Annotated in this window: 24 protein-coding genes; 9 read left to right on the top strand and 15 right to left on the bottom strand. The window is 62.3% G+C overall.

Translation table 11 applies throughout. The annotated features are described in order from the left end of the window. Positions 1-90 precede the first annotated feature (90 nt). From K6N12_RS05135 to K6N12_RS05125, 3 genes are all read left to right on the top strand, one after another. The gene (locus K6N12_RS05135) at positions 91-696 is read left to right on the top strand and encodes a YqgE/AlgH family protein (RefSeq protein ID WP_017959273.1); all 606 of its coding nucleotides are present in this window, start codon (positions 91-93) and stop codon (positions 694-696) included. A gap of 99 nt (positions 697-795) precedes the next feature. Continuing rightward, positions 796-987, top strand: a complete 192-nt coding sequence (locus K6N12_RS05130; RefSeq protein WP_003546001.1) for a CsbD family protein — start codon at positions 796-798, stop codon at positions 985-987. A 148-nt stretch (positions 988-1135) separates the two neighbouring features. Continuing rightward, the gene (locus K6N12_RS05125) at positions 1136-2206 is read left to right on the top strand and encodes a zinc-binding metallopeptidase family protein (protein WP_097624106.1); all 1071 of its coding nucleotides are present in this window, start codon (positions 1136-1138) and stop codon (positions 2204-2206) included. A gap of 292 nt (positions 2207-2498) precedes the next feature. Here the strand turns inward: K6N12_RS05125 and rnhA are convergent, their stop codons facing one another. The 5 genes from rnhA to K6N12_RS05100 form a co-directional block, all read right to left on the bottom strand. After that, the gene (gene rnhA / locus K6N12_RS05120; protein WP_003545999.1) at positions 2499-2954 is read right to left on the bottom strand and encodes a ribonuclease HI; all 456 of its coding nucleotides are present in this window, start codon (positions 2952-2954) and stop codon (positions 2499-2501) included. After that, complete coding sequence (locus tag K6N12_RS05115; protein WP_097624105.1) at positions 2951-3916, bottom strand: homoserine kinase; 966 nt, start codon at positions 3914-3916, stop codon at positions 2951-2953. The genes rnhA and K6N12_RS05115 overlap by 4 nt, the downstream gene beginning before the upstream one ends. 80 nt (positions 3917-3996) lie before the next feature. Further along, positions 3997-4998, bottom strand: coding sequence for a 4-hydroxy-3-methylbut-2-enyl diphosphate reductase (gene ispH, locus K6N12_RS05110; protein ID WP_003588093.1), 1002 nt, complete (start codon positions 4996-4998; stop codon positions 3997-3999). Positions 4999-5061: 63 nt separating this feature from the next. Continuing rightward, positions 5062-5817: an SURF1 family protein gene (locus K6N12_RS05105; protein WP_097624104.1), complete on the bottom strand. Its 756-nt coding sequence runs from the start codon at positions 5815-5817 to the stop codon at positions 5062-5064. Next, the gene (locus K6N12_RS05100) at positions 5810-6190 is read right to left on the bottom strand and encodes a DUF983 domain-containing protein (RefSeq protein WP_097624103.1); all 381 of its coding nucleotides are present in this window, start codon (positions 6188-6190) and stop codon (positions 5810-5812) included. Before K6N12_RS05100 ends, K6N12_RS05105 begins: the two co-directional genes overlap by 8 nt. A gap of 132 nt (positions 6191-6322) precedes the next feature. Here K6N12_RS05100 and K6N12_RS05095 point away from each other — a divergent pair, with 132 nt between their 5' ends. Beyond that, complete coding sequence (locus tag K6N12_RS05095; RefSeq protein WP_097624102.1) at positions 6323-6964, top strand: chloramphenicol phosphotransferase CPT family protein; 642 nt, start codon at positions 6323-6325, stop codon at positions 6962-6964. Between the two features lie 354 nt (positions 6965-7318). Here K6N12_RS05095 and K6N12_RS05090 read toward each other — a convergent pair whose 3' ends face one another. The 7 genes from K6N12_RS05090 to K6N12_RS05060 form a co-directional block, all read right to left on the bottom strand. Then, complete coding sequence (locus tag K6N12_RS05090; protein ID WP_097624101.1) at positions 7319-8197, bottom strand: cytochrome c oxidase subunit 3; 879 nt, start codon at positions 8195-8197, stop codon at positions 7319-7321. Positions 8198-8258: 61 nt separating this feature from the next. Further along, the gene (locus K6N12_RS05085) at positions 8259-8864 is read right to left on the bottom strand and encodes a cytochrome c oxidase assembly protein (protein WP_097624100.1); all 606 of its coding nucleotides are present in this window, start codon (positions 8862-8864) and stop codon (positions 8259-8261) included. Next, complete coding sequence (locus tag K6N12_RS05080; RefSeq protein ID WP_097624099.1) at positions 8861-9001, bottom strand: hypothetical protein; 141 nt, start codon at positions 8999-9001, stop codon at positions 8861-8863. Before K6N12_RS05080 ends, K6N12_RS05085 begins: the two co-directional genes overlap by 4 nt. Beyond that, positions 9001-9951, bottom strand: a complete 951-nt coding sequence (locus K6N12_RS05075) for a heme o synthase (protein ID WP_097624181.1) — start codon at positions 9949-9951, stop codon at positions 9001-9003. The genes K6N12_RS05080 and K6N12_RS05075 overlap by 1 nt, the downstream gene beginning before the upstream one ends. Before the next feature lie 67 nt (positions 9952-10018). Beyond that, positions 10019-11725 (bottom strand): cytochrome c oxidase subunit I, encoded by a 1707-nt coding sequence (gene ctaD / locus K6N12_RS05070; RefSeq protein WP_097624098.1) that lies wholly within the window; start codon positions 11723-11725, stop codon positions 10019-10021. Positions 11726-11742: 17 nt separating this feature from the next. Further along, positions 11743-12627 (bottom strand): cytochrome c oxidase subunit II, encoded by an 885-nt coding sequence (gene coxB, locus K6N12_RS05065; RefSeq protein WP_003588103.1) that lies wholly within the window; start codon positions 12625-12627, stop codon positions 11743-11745. Further along, positions 12627-12932 carry a hypothetical protein gene (locus K6N12_RS05060; RefSeq protein WP_131711370.1) on the bottom strand — a complete coding sequence of 102 codons (306 nt, stop codon included), beginning with the start codon at positions 12930-12932 and terminating at the stop codon, positions 12627-12629. Before K6N12_RS05060 ends, coxB begins: the two co-directional genes overlap by 1 nt. Before the next feature lie 11 nt (positions 12933-12943). Between K6N12_RS05060 and K6N12_RS05055 the strand changes: the two genes are divergently transcribed. From K6N12_RS05055 to K6N12_RS05045, 3 genes are all read left to right on the top strand, one after another. Then, on the top strand, positions 12944-13603 hold the full coding sequence (locus K6N12_RS05055; protein ID WP_179867056.1) for an invasion associated locus B family protein: 660 nt from the start codon (positions 12944-12946) through the stop codon (positions 13601-13603). 389 nt (positions 13604-13992) lie between these two features. Next, positions 13993-15408, top strand: coding sequence for a metalloprotease TldD (gene tldD, locus K6N12_RS05050; protein WP_097624096.1), 1416 nt, complete (start codon positions 13993-13995; stop codon positions 15406-15408). A 17-nt stretch (positions 15409-15425) separates the two neighbouring features. Then, positions 15426-15917 (top strand): GNAT family N-acetyltransferase, encoded by a 492-nt coding sequence (locus K6N12_RS05045; RefSeq protein WP_097624095.1) that lies wholly within the window; start codon positions 15426-15428, stop codon positions 15915-15917. Positions 15918-15933: 16 nt separating this feature from the next. Here K6N12_RS05045 and K6N12_RS05040 read toward each other — a convergent pair whose 3' ends face one another. Both K6N12_RS05040 and K6N12_RS05035 read right to left on the bottom strand, forming a co-directional pair. After that, entirely contained in the window at positions 15934-16251 is a 318-nt protein-coding gene (locus tag K6N12_RS05040; protein ID WP_097624094.1) for a nucleoside triphosphate pyrophosphohydrolase family protein, read from the bottom strand. 76 nt (positions 16252-16327) lie between these two features. Continuing rightward, complete coding sequence (locus tag K6N12_RS05035) at positions 16328-17611, bottom strand: D-alanyl-D-alanine carboxypeptidase family protein (RefSeq protein WP_097624093.1); 1284 nt, start codon at positions 17609-17611, stop codon at positions 16328-16330. Positions 17612-17828: 217 nt separating this feature from the next. Between K6N12_RS05035 and K6N12_RS05030 the strand changes: the two genes are divergently transcribed. After that, a complete protein-coding gene (locus K6N12_RS05030) occupies positions 17829-18866 on the top strand; it encodes a polysaccharide deacetylase family protein (protein ID WP_097624092.1) in 1038 nt (345 codons plus the stop codon). Positions 18867-18872: 6 nt separating this feature from the next. Here the strand turns inward: K6N12_RS05030 and pdxH are convergent, their stop codons facing one another. After that, entirely contained in the window at positions 18873-19493 is a 621-nt protein-coding gene (gene pdxH / locus K6N12_RS05025) for a pyridoxamine 5'-phosphate oxidase (protein WP_097624091.1), read from the bottom strand. Between the two features lie 65 nt (positions 19494-19558). Here pdxH and K6N12_RS05020 point away from each other — a divergent pair, with 65 nt between their 5' ends. Then, positions 19559-20017, top strand: a complete 459-nt coding sequence (locus K6N12_RS05020) for an RT0821/Lpp0805 family surface protein (protein WP_097624090.1) — start codon at positions 19559-19561, stop codon at positions 20015-20017. Positions 20018-20072: the final 55 nt, after the last annotated feature.

Genomic DNA, 20072 nt, shown 5'->3' with positions numbered 1-20072 from the left:
TTAAATCTTCATTTTCAGTTGATTGATGTGTGACATTGGCCCATGTTTCTTTTGTCGAGGCCTTGGTGCGGTCTAGCAGCAGGAGGAACGATGTCCTTATTGACGCTGAAGAACAGACGGGAACGTGGCTTCTTCGATGGCCAGTTCCTCATCGCCATGCCGGGCATGGAAGACCGCAATTTTGCGCGCACCGTGATTTACATCTGCGCGCATTCGGATGCCGGCGCCATGGGCTTCGTCATCAACCGTCCTCAGAGCCTCACCTTCACCGATGTGCTGCTGCATCTCGACATGATCAAGCAGGAAGATTCGATCGTGCTGCCGAAGCGGGCGCGCGATTTCCCGATCCAGACCGGCGGCCCAGTGGAAAGCGGCCGCGGCTTCGTGCTGCATTCGGACGATTATTCCAGCGACTCCAGCATCCCCGTCAGCGACGACATCTGCCTGACGGCGACGCTCGATATCGTCCGCGCCATCTCCAAGGGCGATGGGCCGACGCGGGCGACGATGCTGCTCGGCTATTCCTCCTGGTCGGCCGGCCAGCTCGAAAGCGAGGTCGTCAACAATGGCTGGCTCACCTGCCCGGCCAATGAGGAACTGATCTTCGACCGCAGCCTCGATGACAAATACGAGCGGGCGCTCGCCGGCATGGGCGTGACCGCTGCGATGCTTTCGGCCGAAGCCGGCCATGCCTGAAAGGCTGGCCTGACGGCAGCGGGAACGAATAGCCAAGAGTGACGTTTCATTTCGGCAAGCATGGACAAAAGGCCCATGCCGACCAAGGAGACATCACTTATGGGTAGCACCAGCGACAAGATTTCCGGCAAGGCAAACGAAATTGCCGGCAAGACCAAGCAGGCCGTCGGCAAGGCGACGGACGATCGCGAGATGCAAGCCAAGGGCGCCGTCCAGGAGGCCAAGGGCAAGGGACAAGTCGCAACCGGCAAGGTCAAGGACAAGCTCAAGGGCGCCGTCGATCGGCTCTGAGCGACAGCACTAAGACGCGCAAAGGACGCTGTGCTTCCAATTTAAGGAATGCGCAGTAGACGCTCATCCTTTGTCACCATGCCTGCTGCGCCCTCGCGCGGCAGGCATTTTTAATCCGTCACCCTCATGATCTGCAGAGATAGATACGATGAAACTTTTTGCCTGCGACAACTGCGATCAGGTCGTCCACTTCGACAACCGGCGATGCGTGCGCTGCAACCATCGCCTCGGCTTCCTGCCCGGCGATCTGGCGATGCATGCGCTGGAGCCGCGCGACGAGACACTCTGGCAGCTCGTTTCCAATCCCGATCGCGACGTCCGCTTCTGCGCCAATGCCGGCCTCGATATCTGCAACTGGGTGGTGGACGGTGACGGCGAGAGTGAATTCTGCGTTGCCTGTCGGCATAACCGGCTGGTTCCGAACACCGATACCCAGGACGGCATCGATCGCTGGCGGCGCATCAGCCAGGCGCAACGTCATCTGTTTTATTCGCTGCTGCGCTGGAAGCTGCCGCATCCCGATCGGGAGCAAGACCCGCAAGGCGGCCTGGTCTTCGATTTTCTCGAGGATTCGATAGAGAGCAACGGTTATATCGTGCCGGCCATGACCGGCCATGAGGAAGGCCTGATCACCATCCGCGCCGCCGAGGCCGACGATGCCACGCGCGAACAGGCGCGCAGTTCGATGAACGAACCCTATCGCACGTTGCTTGGCCATTTCCGCCACGAAGCCGGCCATTTCATCTGGAACAAGCTGGTGCGCGATCGGGGCGGCCTTGCCGATTTCCGCGCCGTCTTCGGCGACGAACGGCAGGACTATGCGACAGCCCTCCAGAACCATTATGCCGGCGGCGCCCCCTTGGGATGGCAGGATAATTTCATCAGCGCCTATGCGGCCTCCCATCCATGGGAGGATTTCGCCGAATGTTTCGCCCATTACCTCCACATCGTCGACACGCTCGAAACCGCCCGCGCCTTCGGCATCGCTATCGATCCGCGCGGCCACGAGGAAATCGCCGGCGAGGTGGATTTCCTCCCCTACCGGGCAAGCAGCGCCGAGCAGTTGGTCAGCGCCTGGGTGCCGCTCAGCCTGGCAATCAACGCCATCCAGCGCAGCATGGGCCAGCCGGACTCCTACCCCTTCGTGCTGTCCTCGCCGGTCGTCGCCAAGCTCGAATATCTGCACCGGCTGATCCAGGGGGCTGCGACGGCGCCGTAGCGGGTGGGGTGAGAGAGGTCAGAGCACTTTGCGGGGTGCACGCCGCGGGTGGCGCTTGCGCCCTCTTCTCCCCAGCGGGGAGAAGGTTGCCCGAAGGGTCGGATGAGGGGGCCACACGGCAACAGTTTTATGATTGCTGTTCGCTCACGCGCAGCGCATTCGCGGCTTCGCCGCTCACCCTCATCTGCCTGCCGGCATCTTCTCCCCGCTCGTGGCAACGTCGCATTCGTCGTTCGCCTGTCAGAAGCTCAAGGGAGCAAGGGGAAATGCAATCCTACCCTTAGGCGGCTTTCTAAAACGAAACCGCCTTGCCCTTCTTGAATGGCTCCATGCCCCGCCGCGCCAGTTCATCGGCGCGTTCGTTTTCCGGGTGGCCGGCGTGGCCCTTGACCCAGTGCAGCGTCACCTTGTGGCGGTCACGGGCCGCCTCCAGCGCCTGCCAGAGCTCGGCATTCTTCACCGGCTTCTTGTCGGCGGTCTTCCAGCCGTTTTTCTTCCAGCCGAAAATCCACTTGGAGATGCCGTCCTTGACGTAGGCGCTGTCGGTATAGAGGTCGACCTCGCAAGGGCTCTTCAAGGCCGATAGCGCCGAGATCGCCGCCAGCAGCTCCATGCGATTGTTGGTCGTATCCGCCTCGCCGCCGCAAAGCTCCTTTTCGACATCGCCATAACGCAGCACCGCGCCCCAGCCGCCGGGGCCGGGATTGCCGGAGCAGGCGCCGTCGGTGAAGATATCGACGTGTTTCATAGGCTCAATCCATATTCGGCGGCCGAGCCGACCTGGCGGTGGAAGCGCAGCTTGCGCAGATATTCGAGCGGGTCCTTCTTGGTGACCATGGCGCCTTCAGGCGTCGTCAGCCAGTCATAGAGCCGTGTCAGGAAGAAGCGCAGCGCCGCGCCGCGCGACAGCACCGGCAGAGCGGCGATCTCTTCGTTGCTCAACGGGCGCACGCTCTGGTAACCCTCGAGCATCGCCGTGCCCTTGGTGATGTTATAAGCGCCGTCCTTTTCGAAACACCAGGCATTCAGGCAGATCGAGACGTCATAGGCGAGCAGGTCGTTGCAGGCGAAATAGAAATCGATCAGGCCGGAGAGCGCGTCGCCAAGGAAGAAGACGTTGTCCGGGAAGAGGTCGGCATGGATGACGCCGGCAGGCAGGCCCTTCGGCCAAGCGGCGGCGAGGAAATCGAGTTCGCCGCGGATCTCGTCCTGCAGGCCGGCCTCGACCTCGTCGGCGCGCGCCTCGGATTTCTCCCAGAGCGTTTGCCAGCCGTCGATCGACAGCGCGTTCGGGCGCTTCAATTCGAAACCATCGCCAGCGACATGCATTTCGGCCAGCGCCCGGCCGACTTCGCGGCAATGTTTGGCCTCCGGTTTCCGCAGCCACATGCCTTCGAGGAAGGAGATCAGCGCCGCCGGGCGGCCGGAGAGCGAGCCGAGCAGCGCGCCGTCGCGGCGCGGCAGCGGCAGCGGGCAGGAAAGGCCGCGGGCCGAGAGATGCTGCATCAGCCCGAGGAAGAAGGGCAGATCGGTCTTTTCGACGCGCTTCTCATAGAGCGTCAGGATCAGCGGGTCCTTGGAGGTATGCAGCAGGAAATTGGAGTTTTCGACGCCTTCGGCGATGCCCTTGTAGGAAAGCAGCGTGCCGGCGTCATACTCCGTCAGGAACCACTTCAGATCGTCTTCGGCGATATCGGTATAGACTGCCAAGTGAGGTCTCGCCTTCATGCATTGCGGTTATTGGGCCGCCGGATCGACCATCCGGCGTCGATGGGGTTTCCGTCTGGGGATCAGCCGTTGACGAAGGCCATGTCGGCCGCCGTCAGCTCGATGCTGCGCAATTCGCGGTTGACCAGGAAATTCTCGGTCTCCTGCACCGTTTCGGCCAGCTCGACACGGGCGTCGAAGCGGGCGCGGAAGGCCTCGATGATCTCGTTGACGATGACCTCAGGGGCGGAGGCGCCGGCGGAAAGGCCGAGCGTCGAAATCGCACCGATTTCGTCCCAGTCGAGTTCGGCGGCGCGCTGTACCAGGATCGATTTCTTCGCCCCTGCCCTCAGCGCCACTTCGACGAGGCGCTTGGAATTGGAGGAATTCGGCGCGCCGACGATGATGAAGAGATCGCAGCCGGGGGCCGCCTGCTTCACTACTTCCTGGCGGTTGGTCGTCGCATAACAGATCGAGTCGGCCGCCGGCGCCGTCAGATTGGGAAAACGCTCCTGCAGGCGGGCGATGACGCCGGCCGTATCGTCGACCGACAGCGTCGTCTGTGTGACGTAACCGAGATTGTCGGCGTCGACAGGAATATAGGCGTCGGCATCCTCGATCGTCTCGATCAGCGACACCGAACCCTCGGGCAGCTGGCCCATCGTGCCGATCACTTCGGGGTGGCCGGCATGGCCGATCAGAACGACATGGCGGCCGAGGCGATTGTGGCGCATCGCCTGCTTGTGGACCTTGGAGACCAGCGGGCAGGTGGCGTCGAGATAGAAGAGATTGCGGCTTACCGCATCCTCCGGCACGGATTTAGGCACGCCATGGGCGGAGAAGACCACCGGCTGGGCGCGATGCTCGGCCGGGATTTCGTCCAGCTCCTCGACGAAGACGGCGCCCTTGGCCTCCAGCCCCTCGACGACATAGCGATTGTGGACGATCTCGTGGCGCACATAGACAGGCGCGCCATAGGATTTCAGCGCCAGCACGACGATCTGGATGGCGCGGTCGACGCCGGCGCAGAAGCCGCGCGGCCCACAGAGCCTGATCGTCAAGGGAGGTTTCGCCGCAATATTCATGTCTGTTCCGGATTGAGAGATTTAGGGACCTCTAGCCCAATATAGGTGGAATTTGAAGCGATACTATTGCGCCGGCTGCTTGCCCGGCTTGCGAAACCAGGAGATCCCCACCACGGCAACAAGCACGGCGGCAAGCCCATACCAGGTGAAGGCATATTGCAGATGGTCGTTCGGCAGATCCACCTGGGTAACGCCGCCGATCGGAAGGCCGGCCGGATTGGGAGTTGAGTCGGCATCGACGAAAAACGGAATGACGCGGGCCTTCTCCAGCCCGACGCTTTCGCCCATGACGTCGAGATCCTTCCAATAGAAGATGTTCTTGGCAATATCGTTGTCGGGCACCACCCAGGAGGGTTTGCCGGGAAGTTTTTCGCGGGCGAGACCGGTGACGGTCTGCTGATCCGTCAGTTGGCCCTGCATGCGCATTTCGGGCTCCTTGTTCTCATAGGGAACGAAGCCGCGATTGACCAGGAGCGCGCGCCCGTCGGCAAGCTCCAGGGGGGTATAGACATAGAAGCCGGTCTGGCCGCGCCAGGTGGCGAAGAAGTGGCGCTCCTTGTTGTTGATATAGCGGCCAGTGGCGGTGACCTTGCGATATTCGATATCGCCACCGCTTGCCGCCATCGCCTCGATATCGGCAAGCGGCACGGGGGCGGCCACTTGCCGCGCGGCGATATCGGCGAGCAGGCCCTCTTTCCAATGGAGACGTTCCACCTGCCAGGTGCCGAGCGAAATCAGGATGGCAAGGGCGATCAGCACCAGGATGCCAGTGATGACGGGCAGCCGGCGGCGCGGCATGGCATGCTCTATTTCAGTCACTCAGGCGTCCTTCGCGGGCATTATGGCGGTATTGCATGGCGATCAGGATGCCTTTGAACCAGCGTAGGGTCAGCAGCGACAGGATAATGGTCAGCGGACCGAAGAGCAGAATATGCACCCAGATCGGCGGCCCGTAATTCGCCTGCAGCCACAGCACCATGCCGATGACGATGAAGCCGACGATGAGGATGACGAAGACGGCCGGCCCGTCGCCGGCATCGGCGAAGGAATAATCGAGGCCGCAGGAGGCGCAGCGCGGCTTGACCCCGAGCAGACCGTCGAACAGCTTGCCCTGACCACAGCGCGGGCAGCAGCCCTTGATGCCTGTCTTGACCGGATCGACGGGGGGATAATGGGCGCTGTCTTCGCTCATGTCATTCCTTCTGGCCATTCCTTCTCTGCAGTCCATCCTGCCTTAACTCTCCCATAAAGTATTCGCATCCCGAATGGAAATGCCTGCGCGCTTTCGCCTCAGTGATTCGCGCCAAACAGAAGAAGAAGACGGATGACCAATGACAACCATGCCGGCCAGATCATTATCTTGAACGGTGCGCCCAGAAGCGGCAAATCCAGCATTGCGCGCGCAATCCAGGACGAATTCGAGGGGCCGTGGATCAACCTCGGCGTCGACAGCTACAATGCCATGACGCCGAAGCGCTATCTGCCCGGCATCGGCTTAAGGCCGGGCGGCGAGCGGCCGGAGCTCGAAGAACTGGTGCCGTTCCTCTATGCGGCTCTTTATGAATCGATCGCCATGCATGCCGGATTTGGCCTCAATGTGGTGGCCGATCTCGGCCATCATGACAGCTACTCGCAGCCGCTCGGCATTCTCGCCGACTGTGCCAGGCGCCTGGACGGCTTTTCCGTGCTGTTCGTCGGCGTGCGCTGTCCGATCGAAACGATCATGCAGCGCCGGGAATTCAAGCAGGAAGGCCGCGAGACACTGTATGTAAGAGCCACCGAGGAGGTGCCGATCCCCGAGCCGGTGCAGCGCTGGCAGGACGAGGTGCACCGGCCGGGCATTTATGACATGGAGGTCGATACTTCGGTGCTGACGGCACTTGAATGCGCCGAAGCGATCCGCCAGCGCCTCGATCTCGGCATTCCCGAGCCTTCGGCGTTCGAACGGATCGCCGGCGGGCGCTGAGAAAGGGCGAGGCCCAAATGGGCAAAGGCATGCCGCGGCTTATCGACTCCCCCTTCCACCCAGCGGGGAGAAGGTGCCCGTAGGGCGGATGGGGGGCCACAGAAACAGGTCTTTCCAAACGTTGCGGAGGTTCGACCGCGCCAGAATTGTCTCGCCCGTGTCGCTTACTGGGATAGGCGGTTACGGGCGTGGCGCCGTGTAGCCCCCTCATCCGCCTGCCGGCACCTTCTCCCCGCTGGGGAAAAGAGATTTGCGGCAACCGCTCCGTTCCCTACTGACGAGAACCGATCATGGGGGAACACACAAAAAAAGGGCGGACACGAGGCCCGCCCTTTGTTTGGATAATCGCTGCCGTCAGCCGGCTGCGACGGGCGCGCCCCAGCCGCCCCAGACGTAGATGCAGAAGAACAGGAACAGCCAGACGACGTCGACGAAGTGCCAGTACCAGGCGGCGGCCTCGAAGCCGAAATGCTGTTTCGGGGTGAAATCGCCGCGCAACGACCGGATCAGGCAGACCAGCAAAAAGATGGTGCCGATGAGGACGTGGAAGCCGTGGAAGCCGGTCGCCATGAAGAAGGTCGCGCCGTAGATCGAATTCTTGAAGGCGAAAGGTGCGTGGGCATATTCATAGGCCTGGACGCTTGAGAAGAAAATGCCAAGCAGCACCGTCAGCGTCAGGCCCTGGATCAGGCCCTTGCGGTCGTTGTGCAGCAGCGCATGGTGCGCCCAGGTGACGGTCGTGCCCGACAGCAGCAAGATGACGGTGTTGTAGATCGGCAGGTGCCAGGGATCGAGAACCTCGATGCCCTTCGGCGGCCAGGTGCCGCCAGTGTAGAGCAGACGCGAGGCCTGGATTGCCTCGTTCGGATAGAGGCTGGCGTCGAAATAGGCCCAAAACCAGGCGACGAAGAACATCACTTCCGAAGCGATGAACATGATCATGCCGTAGCGCAGGTGCAGCGAGACGACGCGGGTGTGGGCGCCCTCATGGGCTTCCTTCACCGTATCGGCCCACCAGCCATACATGACGTAGAGCACCAGCGCGAAGCCGATGTAGAAGAGCCAGGGGTTGGCGAGTTCGGCGCCGGCGAGCTTGAAAGAGCCGCCGCTCAGGTAGCGCATGTAGCAGACTCCGCCGATCGCCATGATGAAGGCGCCGAGCGAGGCGAGAATCGGCCATGGGCTCGGATCGATGATGTGATAGTCGTGATTCTTCTGATGAGCATCGGCCATGTAGCTATCCCCGGATGTCTTCCTTCACTCCGCTCCCGGCATAGCCGGAAACGAGCCTTGATCAAAGTTTCTTTTCACTTTTTACCGCTCCACCCTCATTCGAAGCCACAGGCTTCGGACCCTCTTTCGGGTAGAACGTATATGACAGCGTGACCGTGTGGATGTCCTTGGACTCCACGGCCTTGACGATTTCCGGGTCGATGTAGAACACCACCGGCATGTCGAGCTTCTCGCCCGGCTTCAGGTCCGTTTCCGTAAAGCAGAAACATTGCACCTTGTTGAAATAGACGCCGGCTTCGCCCGGCGTGACGTTGAAAACCGCCTGGCCGCGCTGGGTCTCGTTCGAGCGATTCTCGGCGGTGAAATTGACCTGGATCGTTTCGCCGATCTTCGGATTGACCTCGCGCTCGACCGGCTTGAAGTCCCATTGCAGGCCGGGCGCGACATTGGCGTCGAAGGTGACGCGCATCGTGCGGTCGAGCACGACGCTCGACACCTGGTCGACGCGCTGCGTCGTGCCGTTATAGCCGGTGACCTGGCAGAAGATGCGATAGAGCGGCACGGCGGCGTAGCTCATCGCGCCCATGCCGAAGACGAAGCTCAGGCACATCATGACGACGGCGCCGTTGTTGCGGCCCTGCTTCTTCGGTGCACCGTTTTCGCTCATCCGGCCATTCCTCCGCCGATCTTCACGATGGTGATCGCGTAGAAGAGGACGACGAGGCCGGCAAGCACCAGCCCAAGGGCGATGTTGCGGTTGCGGCGCGACTTCATCTGCTTTTCGGTGAGCTTGACCGTTTCCATCAGAACCAACCTCCCGCATGCGAGAACAGTACCGACGCCAGCCGGTCGATCATCAGGGCGGAGAACACGGCGAAGAGGTAGAAGATCGAGAAGCCGAAGAGCTTCTTCGCCGGGATCATCTTCAGATCGCCGTCGGGCATACGCCAGACGGCGATGGAACAGTATATGAAGATCGCGCCGAGGGCGGCGGCGACGAGGCCATAACCGAGGCTCGCGAAACCGAGGAAGGACGGCAATACCCCACAGACGGCGGTCAGCACCGCATAGGCGACGATCTGATGCTTGGTCACCCGCTCGCCGGCGACGTTCGGCAGCATCGGCACGCCGACGGCCTCGTAATCGCGCATCTTGAACAGAGCCAGAGCCCAGAAATGCGCCGGCGTCCACAGGAAGATGATCATGAAGAGAACGGTGCTCTCGACCGTCACGCTGTTGGTGACGCAGGCCCAGCCGATCATCGGCGGGAAGGCGCCGGCAGCACCGCCGATGACGATGTTCTGCGGCGTCGAGCGCTTCAGCCACATGGTGTAGACGACGGCGTAGAAGAAGATGGTGAAGGCAAGGATGCCGGCCGAGAGCCAGTTGACGGCAAGGCCGAGGATGACGACCGAGAAGCCGGAAAGCACCAGGCCGAAGGCGAGCGCCTCCGAGGGGGCGATGCGGCCGGCCGGGATCGGACGCTTGGCGGTGCGGCTCATGATGGCGTCGATATCGGCGTCATACCACATATTAAGCGCGCCGGAGGCGCCGGCGCCGACGGCGATACAGAGAATGGCGATCAGGCCGAGGACGGGATGGATGTGGCCCGGCGCCAGCACCAGGCCGGCAAAGGCGGTGAAGACCACGAGCGACATCACCCGCGGCTTCAGCAATTCGAAATAATCGCGCGCACTCGCTTCCGACAATTCGCCGTCCTTTGCAAGCACCCCGTGATTGTCGATAACCGTCATCATTCCGTCCTGAATGTCTTACCATCAGGACGCCGTATCGAACGCGGCGTCCTGATGTCCGCGCAATTTACTTGATGCGCGGAAGCTGTTCCCACTGGTGATAGGGCGGCGGCGAAGGCAGCTGCCATTCGAGCGTCGTTGCACCCTCACCCCACGGATTGTCGCCGGCGACGCGCTTCTTGGCGAAGGCTTCGAAGACGCCATAGAGGAAGATCAGCACACCGAAGGCCGAGATGTAGGAGCCGATCGAGGAAACATAGTTCCAGCCGGCAAAGGCATCCGGATAATCGATGTAGCGGCGCGGCATGCCGGCGAGGCCGAGGAAGTGCTGCGGGAAGAACACCAGGTTGACGCCGATGAACATGATCCAGAAATGCAGCTTGCCGACCAGCTCGTTGTACATGTAGCCGGTCATCTTCGGGAACCAGTAGTACCAGCCGGCGAAGATCGCGAAGACGGCGCCGAGCGACAGAACGTAGTGGAAGTGGGCCACGACGTAATAGGTGTCATGCAGCGAGCGGTCGAGACCGGCATTGGCAAGCTGGACGCCGGTGACGCCGCCGACCGTGAACAGGAAGATGAAGCCGATCGCCCAGAGCATCGGCGTGCGGAACGAGATCGAGCCGCCCCACATCGTCGCGATCCAGGAGAAGATCTTCACGCCCGTCGGAACTGCGATGACCATCGTCGCGAAGACGAAGTAGCGCTGCGCGTCGAGCGACAGGCCGACCGTGTACATGTGGTGGGCCCAGACGACGAAGCCGACGGCGCCGATCGCGACCATGGCGTAGGCCATGCCGAGATAACCGAAGATCGGCTTCCTCGAGAAGGTCGAGATGATGTGGCTGACCATGCCGAAGCCCGGCAGGATGAGGATGTAGACCTCAGGGTGACCGAAGAACCAGAACAGGTGCTGGTAGAGGATCGGGTCGCCGCCACCTTCCGGAGAGAAGAAGGAGGTGCCGAAGTTGCGGTCGGTGAGCAGCATGGTGATGCCGCCTGCCAGAACCGGCAGCGACAGCAAGAGCAGGAAGGCGGTGATCAGCACGGACCAGGCAAACAGCGGCATCTTGTGCAGCGTCATGCCGGGAGCGCGCATGTTGAGGATCGTGGTGATGAAGTTGATCGCACCAAGGATCGACGAGGCGCCGGCAATGTGGAGCGCGAAGATCGCAAGATCGACCGCCGGTCCCGGCGTGCCGCTGGTCGCCAGCGGCGGATACATCGTCCAGCCGCCGCCCGTGCCGTAGGCGCCTGCCGGGCCTTCGACGAACATCGACAGCAGCAGCAGCGCGAAGGCCGGAACGATCAGCCAGAAGGAGATGTTGTTCAGGCGCGGGAAGGCCATGTCGGGGGCGCCGATCATGATCGGCACCATCCAGTTGGCGAACCCCCCGATCATCGCCGGCATGACCATGAAGAAGATCATGATCAGCGCATGCGCTGTGGTGAACATGTTGAACATCTGCTTGGCGCCGTCGATCGCGGCATCGCCCTCATAGCCGTAGACCATCGAGGCCAGGCCGTGGAAGATCTGGATACCAGGCTCCTGCAGCTCCATGCGCATCGCCACCGACAGCGCGCCGCCGATGATGCCGGCGATGATCGCGAAGATCAGGTAGAGCGTGCCGATGTCCTTGTGGTTGGTCGAGAACAGCCAGCGATTGGCAAAGCTCGGCTTGTGCCCGTGATCGTGATGATCCTGGTCATCATGAGCGTGGTCGTGATGGGCGTGATCATGAGAATGATCGTCGTGAGCGGAAGGTCCAGCCATTGTCCCGATCCCCTTAATTACTGTGCTTCGGCGACGTCGAGGGTCTTTGCGGGACCATCGGTTGCGGCCATGAGTGTCTTGTAGGCGCCGGGCAGGTCGCTGGCGGCTGTGGTCAGCCACTGCTTGTACTTGTCCTCGGAGACGACGCGGATGGCGATCGGCATGAACGCATGGTCCTTGCCGCAGAGCTCGGAACACTGGCCATAGAACAGGCCTTCGCGCTCGGCCCGGAACCAGGTCTCGTTCAGGCGGCCCGGCACGGCGTCGATCTTGACGCCGAAGGACGGCATGGCGAAAGCGTGGATGACGTCGGTCGGGGCCGAGGTCACGAGAACGCGCACCGTCTTGTTGACAGGCAGGACCAGCTCATTGTCGACGGCCAGAAGTCTCGGATAAACCGACTTGTCTTCCTTGCCGGCGGCAGCACGGTCCTGATCCTTCAAGAGGTAGCTGTCGAAAGCCAGCGGGCTGTCGCCCGAACCTTCATATTCGTAATTCCACTGCCACTGGGTGGCGGTCGCCTTGATCGTCACGTCGGGGTTTTCAGGCAGCGTCAGCTGCGCCGTCAGCAGGTTGAACGAGGGAATGGCGAGAAGAAGCAGCACCAGGACCGGCCCCACGGTCCAGGCAATCTCGATCAGCGTGTTGTGGCTCGTCTTCGAAGGAACCGGGTTGGCGCTGGCGCGGAACTTGACGCAGACGACAATGAGCAGCACCAGCACGAAGAGCGTGATCGGAACGATAAACCAGAGGGTATATTGTTCGAACCAATGGATTTCCCGCATGATCGGCGTCGCCGCCGGCTGCAGCGTTGCCTGCCACGGCAGCGGCTGGTCGGCATATGTGCCGGAAGCAAAAAGCAGACAGACCAGCGTGGTCAGGGCTGCATAAGCCTTCTTCATCACCTTATAATCTCCCTCGAGCGCTTGACCTGCAGAATAGAACGCAGAATCCTTGCCATCTTCAGCGCTTCAAACCACAGTTTGGCATTTGCCGCAACAGGCCAGAGCAATTGTCTATGCGGCATTTTTGCTGAAAGCATAGGCAGGCCGGAAGGGCAAAACATCCCAAGTTTTTCATCAGCATATGAAAAATCGGCTTTCCGGCCAATCCGCGCGCCGCACATTCTTGCCGAAAGGTCCAATTTCCGCCGCAGTCCCCCGGTTTTCACGGGGTGGGGCTTTTCATTTTTGGTGGGCAGCTTCAACAATAGCCGCAATGATTCGATATCCAGAGGTTTCCATGGGTTTCCGTTCCCTCGCGCAGTCGCTTCTCGTGACTGCCAGCATCGCGGCCGCGGCGACGACGCCCGTTTTCGCACAGCAGCAACCGACGCCGGCGCCGGCCAAGCCGCCGGCTGCGGCCCCTGCTCCTGCTGCAACGCCGCAGCAGCCGAGCGCGTCCAATCCGAATATCCAGGTGACACCCGGCCAGACCCAGCCGCAGGCGCCGGGCACGGTGAAATCCAATCACGGCGCATGGTCGGTCGTCTGCGACAAGCCGGCAGGGGCTGCGACCGAACAATGCGCGCTGATGCAGAACGTCATCGCCGAGGATCGGCCGGAGGTCGGGCTTTCCGTCGTCGTTTTGAAGACGGCCGACCGCAAGTCGAAGATTCTCCGCGTGCTGGCGCCGCTCGGCGTGCTGCTGCCGAACGGCCTCGGGCTTAATGTCGACGGCAAGGATATCGGCCGCGCCTATTTCGTGCGCTGCTTCGCCGACGGCTGTTATGCCGAGGTCGTGCTGGAAGACGAGCTGCTGAAGACCTTCCGCAGCGGCGCCCAGGCAACTTTCATCGTCTTCCAGACCCCCGAAGAAGGCATCGGCATCCCCGTCGACCTCAAGGGCTTCGCCGAGGGTTTCGACGCGCTGCCTTGAGATCAGGTGATGTGTGCCGCGGCCTTTCGGCTCCCTCTTCTCCCCTCGGGGAGAAGGTGCCCGTAGGGCGGATGAGGGGGCCGCAAAGCCGGAGCGTCCAACAAGAAGAACGTCCATCCAGCTTCGGCCGCACTGGCATGGTCTTGACTGTCTTCAAGTCGCTTGCCGTGCGCGTCGCCGGACAGGGATTAGGAGAGGGTGTGCCGCGTGGCCCCCTCATCGCCTGCCGGCACCTTCTCCCCGAGCTTCCCGCTCTTTGGAAGCATCCCCTCTCCTAGATATCCTGCCCAACAAAGAATATTCCGCCGCAGGGCTTCACTCCTTATCATGAGGAGCCCTATCTAGATGCGTAAGCGCATCCCCGAACGCATGCCCATTGGAGCCAGACCATGACCACCGATCTCCTGACGCTATTCGATGCCGACGAAGCCACGATGCGTGGTCTGGTCGCCGAGGCGCTCGCCGGCGCCGATGACGGCGAGCTGTTTATCGAGCATGCGCAGGCCGAAGCGCTGACCTTCGACAATGGCCGGCTGAAGGGCGGCAGCTTCAACACCGAGCAGGGATTCGGCCTGCGCGCCGTTGCCGGCGAAGCGGTGGGCTACGCCCATGCCGGCGATCTCTCGGTGGCGGCGCTGAAGCGGGCGGCGGATGCGGTGGGCGCGGTGACGCGCGGCTATTCCGGCTCCTATGCGGCCGCCCCGCAAGGCACCAACAAGAAATTCTACGGCGACCAGAACCCGATCGGCCAGCCGAGCTTCGAGGAGAAGGTCAAGGTTCTGCAGGATATCGACGCCTATCTCAGGGGCAAGAACGACAAGGTGCGGCAGGTGACGGCGTCGGTGGCGGCGAGCTGGCAGGTGGTCGACATCCTGCGCGCCGACGGGCATCGCGTGCGCGACATCAGGCCGATGACCCGCATCAACATCTCGGTCATGGTCGGCGAAGGCGATCGCCAGGAAAGCGGCTCCTACGGCAGCGGCGGGCGTATCGGTTTCGGCGATTTCATCGCCGAGGGCAGCTGGCAATACGGCGCCGACGAGGCGCTGCGCCAAGCGCTCGTCAACCTCGAGGCGATCGATGCGCCGGCAGGCACGATGGATGTCGTTCTCGGTTCCGGCTGGCCGGGCGTGATGCTGCACGAAGCCGTCGGCCACGGGCTGGAAGGCGATTTTAACCGCAAGAAGACGTCGGCCTTTGCCGGCTTGCTCGGCCAGATGGTCGCCGCTCCCGGCGTGACCGTCGTCGACGACGGCACGATCGACAACCGCCGCGGCTCGATCACCATCGACGACGAGGGCACGCCTTCCGGCTACAACGTGCTGATCGAGAACGGCAAGCTCGTCGGCTATATGCAGGATCGGCAGAATGCCCGGCTGATGGGCATGGCGCCGACCGGCAACGGCCGCCGCCAGGGTTATGCCCATGTGCCGATGCCGCGCATGACCAACACCTATATGCTCGGCGGCGACAAGACGCCCGAGGAAATCATCGCCTCGGTGAAGAAGGGCATCTATGCCGTTTCCTTCGGCGGCGGCCAGGTGGATATCACCTCAGGCAAGTTCGTCTTCGGCTGCACCGAGGCCTATCTGATCGAGAACGGCAAGGTCGGCGCGCCGATCAAGGGCGCGATGCTGATCGGCAATGGCCCGGATGCGATGAAGCGGGTGTCGCTGATCGGCAACGACATGAAGCTCGATACCGGCATCGGCAATTGCGGCAAGGGCGGCCAATGGGTTCCGGTCGGCGTCGGCCAGCCGCATCTGCGCATGGATCAGATCACCGTCGGCGGCACCCAGACCTGAGGCGAAAGGAGCCTGTCATGGCGGAGGTCGAGATCAGGCGTTTTGCGGAAGGCGACGCCGATGCCGTGCTTTCGGTGATCCTGCCGATCCAGCGCGAAGAGTTCGGCATCGACATCACCGCCGACGCGCAGCCGGATCTGAGGGTCATCCCGGATTTCTATCAGTCCGGCAAGGGAGAGTTCTGGGTCGCCGTCAAGGATGGCGCCATCGTCGGCACGCTGGGCTTGAAGGACATCGGCAATCATCAGGCGGCCCTGCGCAAGATGTTCGTTGCCGCTGAGGTTCGCGGCCGCGAACATGGGGTGGCGGCGCTGCTTCTCGACCGCATGTTCGCCCATGCCAGGGATGCCGGCCTGACCGATATCTTCCTCGGCACGACCGACAAATTCGTCGCCGCCCATCGCTTCTACGAAAAGAACGGCTTTACCGAGATCGCCAAAAGCGCCCTGCCCCGCGCCTTCCCGCTGATGGCGGTGGACACCAAGTTCTATCGGCATAAGGTCGGCTGAAGGCCACCGGCATGCTTCAGCTCTTCGGCGCCTCCGCCGGCTGAAACAGCCACTTGCGTTCGATCGCCGCGGCAAGGTCGATATCATTGCGGCGGGCAAATAGCAGCAGATGACCGAGAAGGTCGGCGGTCTCGTCGGCCAGATCGCGCCGCATCTCGTCAGGCGAGCGGCCTTTCGCACGGCCGCGGCCGGTCAGCCGGTTCCAGGCCTGCGTCAGCTCGCCCATTTCCTCCTGCAGCTTCAACAGGAACCAGTCGGCATCGCGTTCGATGCCGTTGGCGGCGACATGGGAGGCGGATGAGATTTCGAACTGATCGGCAAGACGACGCAACATCGGCGTTCTCCTTTTGTTTATGGAGGAGACGCTGATTCCCGATGCTTGTCCAGAGTCGATTGCCTGACTGCGGCGATCAGCCGTGGTCAGGCAGCAGCATGCAGTCGTAGGAGCGCTGCTTCAGCGCATCGCAGGCGGAAACGGCAGCATCCTTGCTGGCGAAACCGACGAAGCGGGCACGGTAGATCTTGTTGGCGCCCTTGCCGACTGCTTCGGTATAGGGCGAGGCTGAACTGAGCGGCGCGCCGCCTTCAGACTTCGCCTGGGCGAGAAGTGCACGCGCAGCATCGGCGCTCGGGGCGGCCGAGATCTGGATCTGCCAGTCGCCGTCGGACTTTTCTGCCGACATTTTCGGCGCCTTGCCGGCGTTCAGGATTTCGTCCATTGCGACGGGACGCTCCAGCGGCACGACGGCGTCATCGGCATAGGCCAGGCTCTTTGCTGCAAGATCGTCGGCCGGGCGCGGTGCGCTGAGCGGCACCGGAACATCGGAATCGTCGGCGGCAGACGCCACTTCGACAGGCTCCCTGGCGCCGACGCTCGCCACCAGCTTGGCGCCGCCGGAAGAGGAGGCACGGCCGAGATAACGGTCGAGCAGACCGGCCATCTTGTCGTCACGGCTGCGGGCGGTGCGGCCGCCGAGCACGACGCCGACGACGCGGCGGTTGCCGTCCCGAACAGCGCTGACGAGATTGAAGCCGGAGGCGTTGGTGTAACCGGTCTTGATGCCGTCCATGCCCTGGTAGCGGTACATGAGATTGTTGTGGCCGCGCACGGTGCGGCCGCGGAAATTGAAGCTTGCCACCGAAAACAGCCGGTATTCGTTCGGATAATTCTTCATCAGCGCGATGGCGAGCGTCGACATATCACGCGCCGTGGTGACCTGGCGGCCGTCCGGCAGGCCGGAGGCGTTGACGAAGACGGTGCGGCTCATGCCGAGCTGGCGGGCCTTGGCCGTCATCATCCGGGCAAAACCGCTTTCCGAGCCGCCGAGCTTCTCGCCCATGGCCGAGGCGGCATCATTGGCGGATTTGATGATCATGCCATAGACCGCCTCGCGCACGGTGATCGTGCCGCCGGCCTTGACGCCGAGCTTGGTCGGCGGCCGGGAAGCGGCGTATTTCGACATCTTGATCGGCGTATCCCAGGCGATCTTGCCGCGTTTCAGCGCTTCGAAGGTGAGATAGAGCGTCATCATCTTCGTCAGCGAGGCCGGATGGTTCAACGTATCGGCGTTCTCGGCGGCGAGAACCTTGCCGGTGCGGGCATCGAGGACCAGTGAAGCGCTGCCGGCCAGGGCCGCAAGAGGCGCCGAAACGGCCAGCGTTACGGTCAAAACAGCCGCCAGAAGCGTTCTCATGCAGTTCCCCTTGATGCGTCGGCGCTCGATCGGATCGGCGTTGTGCCGTAACGTGACAGAAGCGGCAAGTTTGGCGCGACTTTGAGGCAACTCCTACCATTTTTCTAGCCTTTTCATTGCCTTGGTTAACAGGAAATGAAAGGAGCCGTGCGAAATCGGGATTCAGCAAGGCTTAAGTCGCGCTTGCTAGTTTGCGGCAAAAAGCAACGGACGGCGCATGATGGGACAATTCCGGCGACTGGCAAAACGCGCGGCGATCGGCGTCGGGCTCGAGCTTTCCTGGCTGATTGCCGCCGCCGGGCTGATGCGCCAGGCGCGCGGACGCGGCGTCGTCTTCACGCTGCATCATGTCCGCCCGTACGTGCCGGAGGCTTTCGAGCCGAATGCGCATCTCGAAATCACCCCCGGCTTTCTCGATACGGCGCTGCGGCGGCTGAAGCGGGAGGGCTATCGTTTCGTGCCGCTCGATCAGGTGCCGGCGCTGCTGGCCGAGCCCGAGGGCGGAACGCCGTTTGCTGCCTTCACGCTCGACGACGGCTACACAAACAATCTGGAGCACGCGCTGCCGGTGTTCGAACAGCATCGGGCGCCGTTCACAGTGTTCGTTGCCAAGGGTTTTGCCGAGGGCTCGCACAGCATTTGGTGGGAGACGCTCGCCGCCCTCTTACGCCGGTCAGGCGAACTTCGCTTCGACTTCGGCCGTGGCAGCGAACGGCTGGCGCTCGACGATCCGCAGCAGCAATGGGATGCCTTCGACCGATTCGCCGCCTTTATCCACCGGTCCGACGAGGCGTGCGCCGTCGCCGCGATCGACATGCTGGCGCGGGAAAACGGCATCGAGCCAACCGATCTCACCCGCGCGCTGGTGATGGAGCCCCGCCAGTTGCAGCGGCTCGCGGCCCATCCGCTCGCCACACTCGGCGCCCATACGATCAGCCATCGGGCGCTGGCCCGCCTGCCGGAGGCCGAAGCGCGGATAGAAATGCAGGTTTCGGCCGATTACGTCGAGGCGGTGAGCGGCATTCGCCCCAAGACGATCGCCTATCCCTACGGCACGCCGGAGGCTGCGACCAGCCGCGAGGCGGCGATCGCCCGCAATCTCGGCTTCGAGCTTGCGGTCACCACCCAGCCGGGCCTGCCGGAGGCGAGGAAAACCGGCTATCTCAGCCGCATTTCGCTGAACGGCTTCTACCAGAAGCGACGCTACGTCTCAGCGCTTGCCTCCGGCATTCCGCTGAAGCTGATGGGCAAATAGCGCCGCTTACGGATACATCCTGACCTTCTCCCATGCGCCTTCCGCCAAGGCCCGTCGAAATTCGATGCGGTCATGCAGGCGGAAATTCTGGTCCTTCCAGAACTCGATCGAGGTCGGCCGGATGCGGAAGCCCGACCAGTGGGCGGGGCGCGGAATTTCGCCGATGGCATAACGGGCAGTATATTCGGCCACCGCCTTTTCAAGCGCGAATCGGCTTTCGAGCGGGCGGGATTGTTTCGAAGCCCAGGCGCCGATGCGGCTCCCGCGGGCCCGCGTCTTGAAATAGGCGTCGGCTTCGGCGTCGGTGACGATCTCGACCGGGCCGCGCAGCCTGACCTGGCGGCGCAGGCTTTTCCAGTGGAAACACATGGCGGCCTTTTTCTGGCCGAGAATTTCACGGCCTTTCTGGCTCTCGAAATTGGTGTAGAAGACGAAACCGTTGTCGTCGAATCCCTTCAGGAGAACCATGCGGACATTGGGAAGACCATCCTCATCGACCGTTGCCAGCGCCACGGCGTTCGGGTCATTGGGTTCGGAAGCCTCCGCTTCGCCAAGCCATTCGGCAAAGAGCTTGAAGGGTTCGCCACTTTCGGTAAAGTCACCGCTTGTTAACTCGTTTGCCGACATATTGGTTCAAATGCCCCGGATTATTCAAAACTCGCCCAGCTTTTGATAACTGGACAGGATGCAGGGTGGAAGTCATAGCAAAGTCATATCGCCATACAAAGGGCCTGCGGCATCGCAGCAGCACGTTCTTCGTCATCGGCGCCGCAATGCTTTCGCTTTCCGGCTGCCTAGCAGGCGGTATGGATTTTCTCAGCGAAGCCAAGGTCGACCGATCGGTGGCAACCGGCACGGTGCCGCAGACGCCGCCGAGCACCGATACGCTGTCGGACGAGATGACCGTGCGCAATGCCGTGACCTCGGCTGATGTGCAAAGGCTCGAGGGCCAACCGCTTCCCTGGGCGAATGCATCGACAGGCAGCGCCGGCGTCATCGATACGATCGTCGAGAATAACGAGTCGGGCCAGGTTTGCCGCCAGTTCCGCACGACGCGGCATTCCTATGTCGGCATCGCCAAATTCTACGGCAAGACCTGCCTCGTCGGCGGCGGCAACTGGCAGCTCTTGAGCTTCCAGCCGGAAAGCTGATCCGGCGGGAAAGCTGCTCCGGCGGGAAAGCTGATCCGGCTCGCCGACAGGTTAA

Origin of the sequence: Rhizobium redzepovicii, assembly GCF_019793435.1 — a bacterium.
In the GTDB taxonomy this organism is placed as follows: domain Bacteria; phylum Pseudomonadota; class Alphaproteobacteria; order Rhizobiales; family Rhizobiaceae; genus Rhizobium; species Rhizobium redzepovicii.
The sequence above is the reverse complement of the archived record's forward strand: the minus strand, read 5'-3'. Positions and strand labels throughout refer to the sequence as shown.

What these genes read in the sequence shown, in the direction of transcription:
- K6N12_RS05080 (WP_097624099.1), bottom strand. Translation starts at nt 9,001, where the DNA reads ATGGAAACGGTCAAGCTCACCGAAAAGCAGATGAAGTCGCGCCGCAAC.
- K6N12_RS05135 (WP_017959273.1), top strand. Translation starts at nt 91, where the DNA reads ATGTCCTTATTGACGCTGAAGAACAGACGGGAACGTGGCTTCTTCGAT.
- K6N12_RS05040 (WP_097624094.1), bottom strand. Translation starts at nt 16,251, where the DNA reads ATGTTGCGTCGTCTTGCCGATCAGTTCGAAATCTCATCCGCCTCCCAT.
- ctaD (WP_097624098.1), bottom strand. Translation starts at nt 11,725, where the DNA reads ATGGCTGGACCTTCCGCTCACGACGATCATTCTCATGATCACGCCCAT.
- K6N12_RS05125 (WP_097624106.1), top strand. Translation starts at nt 1,136, where the DNA reads ATGAAACTTTTTGCCTGCGACAACTGCGATCAGGTCGTCCACTTCGAC.
- K6N12_RS05035 (WP_097624093.1), bottom strand. Translation starts at nt 17,611, where the DNA reads ATGAGAACGCTTCTGGCGGCTGTTTTGACCGTAACGCTGGCCGTTTCG.
- pdxH (WP_097624091.1), bottom strand. Translation starts at nt 19,493, where the DNA reads ATGTCGGCAAACGAGTTAACAAGCGGTGACTTTACCGAAAGTGGCGAA.
- coxB (WP_003588103.1), bottom strand. Translation starts at nt 12,627, where the DNA reads ATGAAGAAGGCTTATGCAGCCCTGACCACGCTGGTCTGTCTGCTTTTT.
- K6N12_RS05075 (WP_097624181.1), bottom strand. Translation starts at nt 9,951, where the DNA reads ATGACGGTTATCGACAATCACGGGGTGCTTGCAAAGGACGGCGAATTG.
- K6N12_RS05100 (WP_097624103.1), bottom strand. Translation starts at nt 6,190, where the DNA reads ATGAGCGAAGACAGCGCCCATTATCCCCCCGTCGATCCGGTCAAGACA.
- K6N12_RS05130 (WP_003546001.1), top strand. Translation starts at nt 796, where the DNA reads ATGGGTAGCACCAGCGACAAGATTTCCGGCAAGGCAAACGAAATTGCC.
- ispH (WP_003588093.1), bottom strand. Translation starts at nt 4,998, where the DNA reads ATGAATATTGCGGCGAAACCTCCCTTGACGATCAGGCTCTGTGGGCCG.
- rnhA (WP_003545999.1), bottom strand. Translation starts at nt 2,954, where the DNA reads ATGAAACACGTCGATATCTTCACCGACGGCGCCTGCTCCGGCAATCCC.
- tldD (WP_097624096.1), top strand. Translation starts at nt 13,993, where the DNA reads ATGACCACCGATCTCCTGACGCTATTCGATGCCGACGAAGCCACGATG.
- K6N12_RS05055 (WP_179867056.1), top strand. Translation starts at nt 12,944, where the DNA reads ATGATTCGATATCCAGAGGTTTCCATGGGTTTCCGTTCCCTCGCGCAG.
- K6N12_RS05045 (WP_097624095.1), top strand. Translation starts at nt 15,426, where the DNA reads ATGGCGGAGGTCGAGATCAGGCGTTTTGCGGAAGGCGACGCCGATGCC.
- K6N12_RS05085 (WP_097624100.1), bottom strand. Translation starts at nt 8,864, where the DNA reads ATGAGCGAAAACGGTGCACCGAAGAAGCAGGGCCGCAACAACGGCGCC.
- K6N12_RS05030 (WP_097624092.1), top strand. Translation starts at nt 17,829, where the DNA reads ATGATGGGACAATTCCGGCGACTGGCAAAACGCGCGGCGATCGGCGTC.
- K6N12_RS05095 (WP_097624102.1), top strand. Translation starts at nt 6,323, where the DNA reads ATGACCAATGACAACCATGCCGGCCAGATCATTATCTTGAACGGTGCG.
- K6N12_RS05090 (WP_097624101.1), bottom strand. Translation starts at nt 8,197, where the DNA reads ATGGCCGATGCTCATCAGAAGAATCACGACTATCACATCATCGATCCG.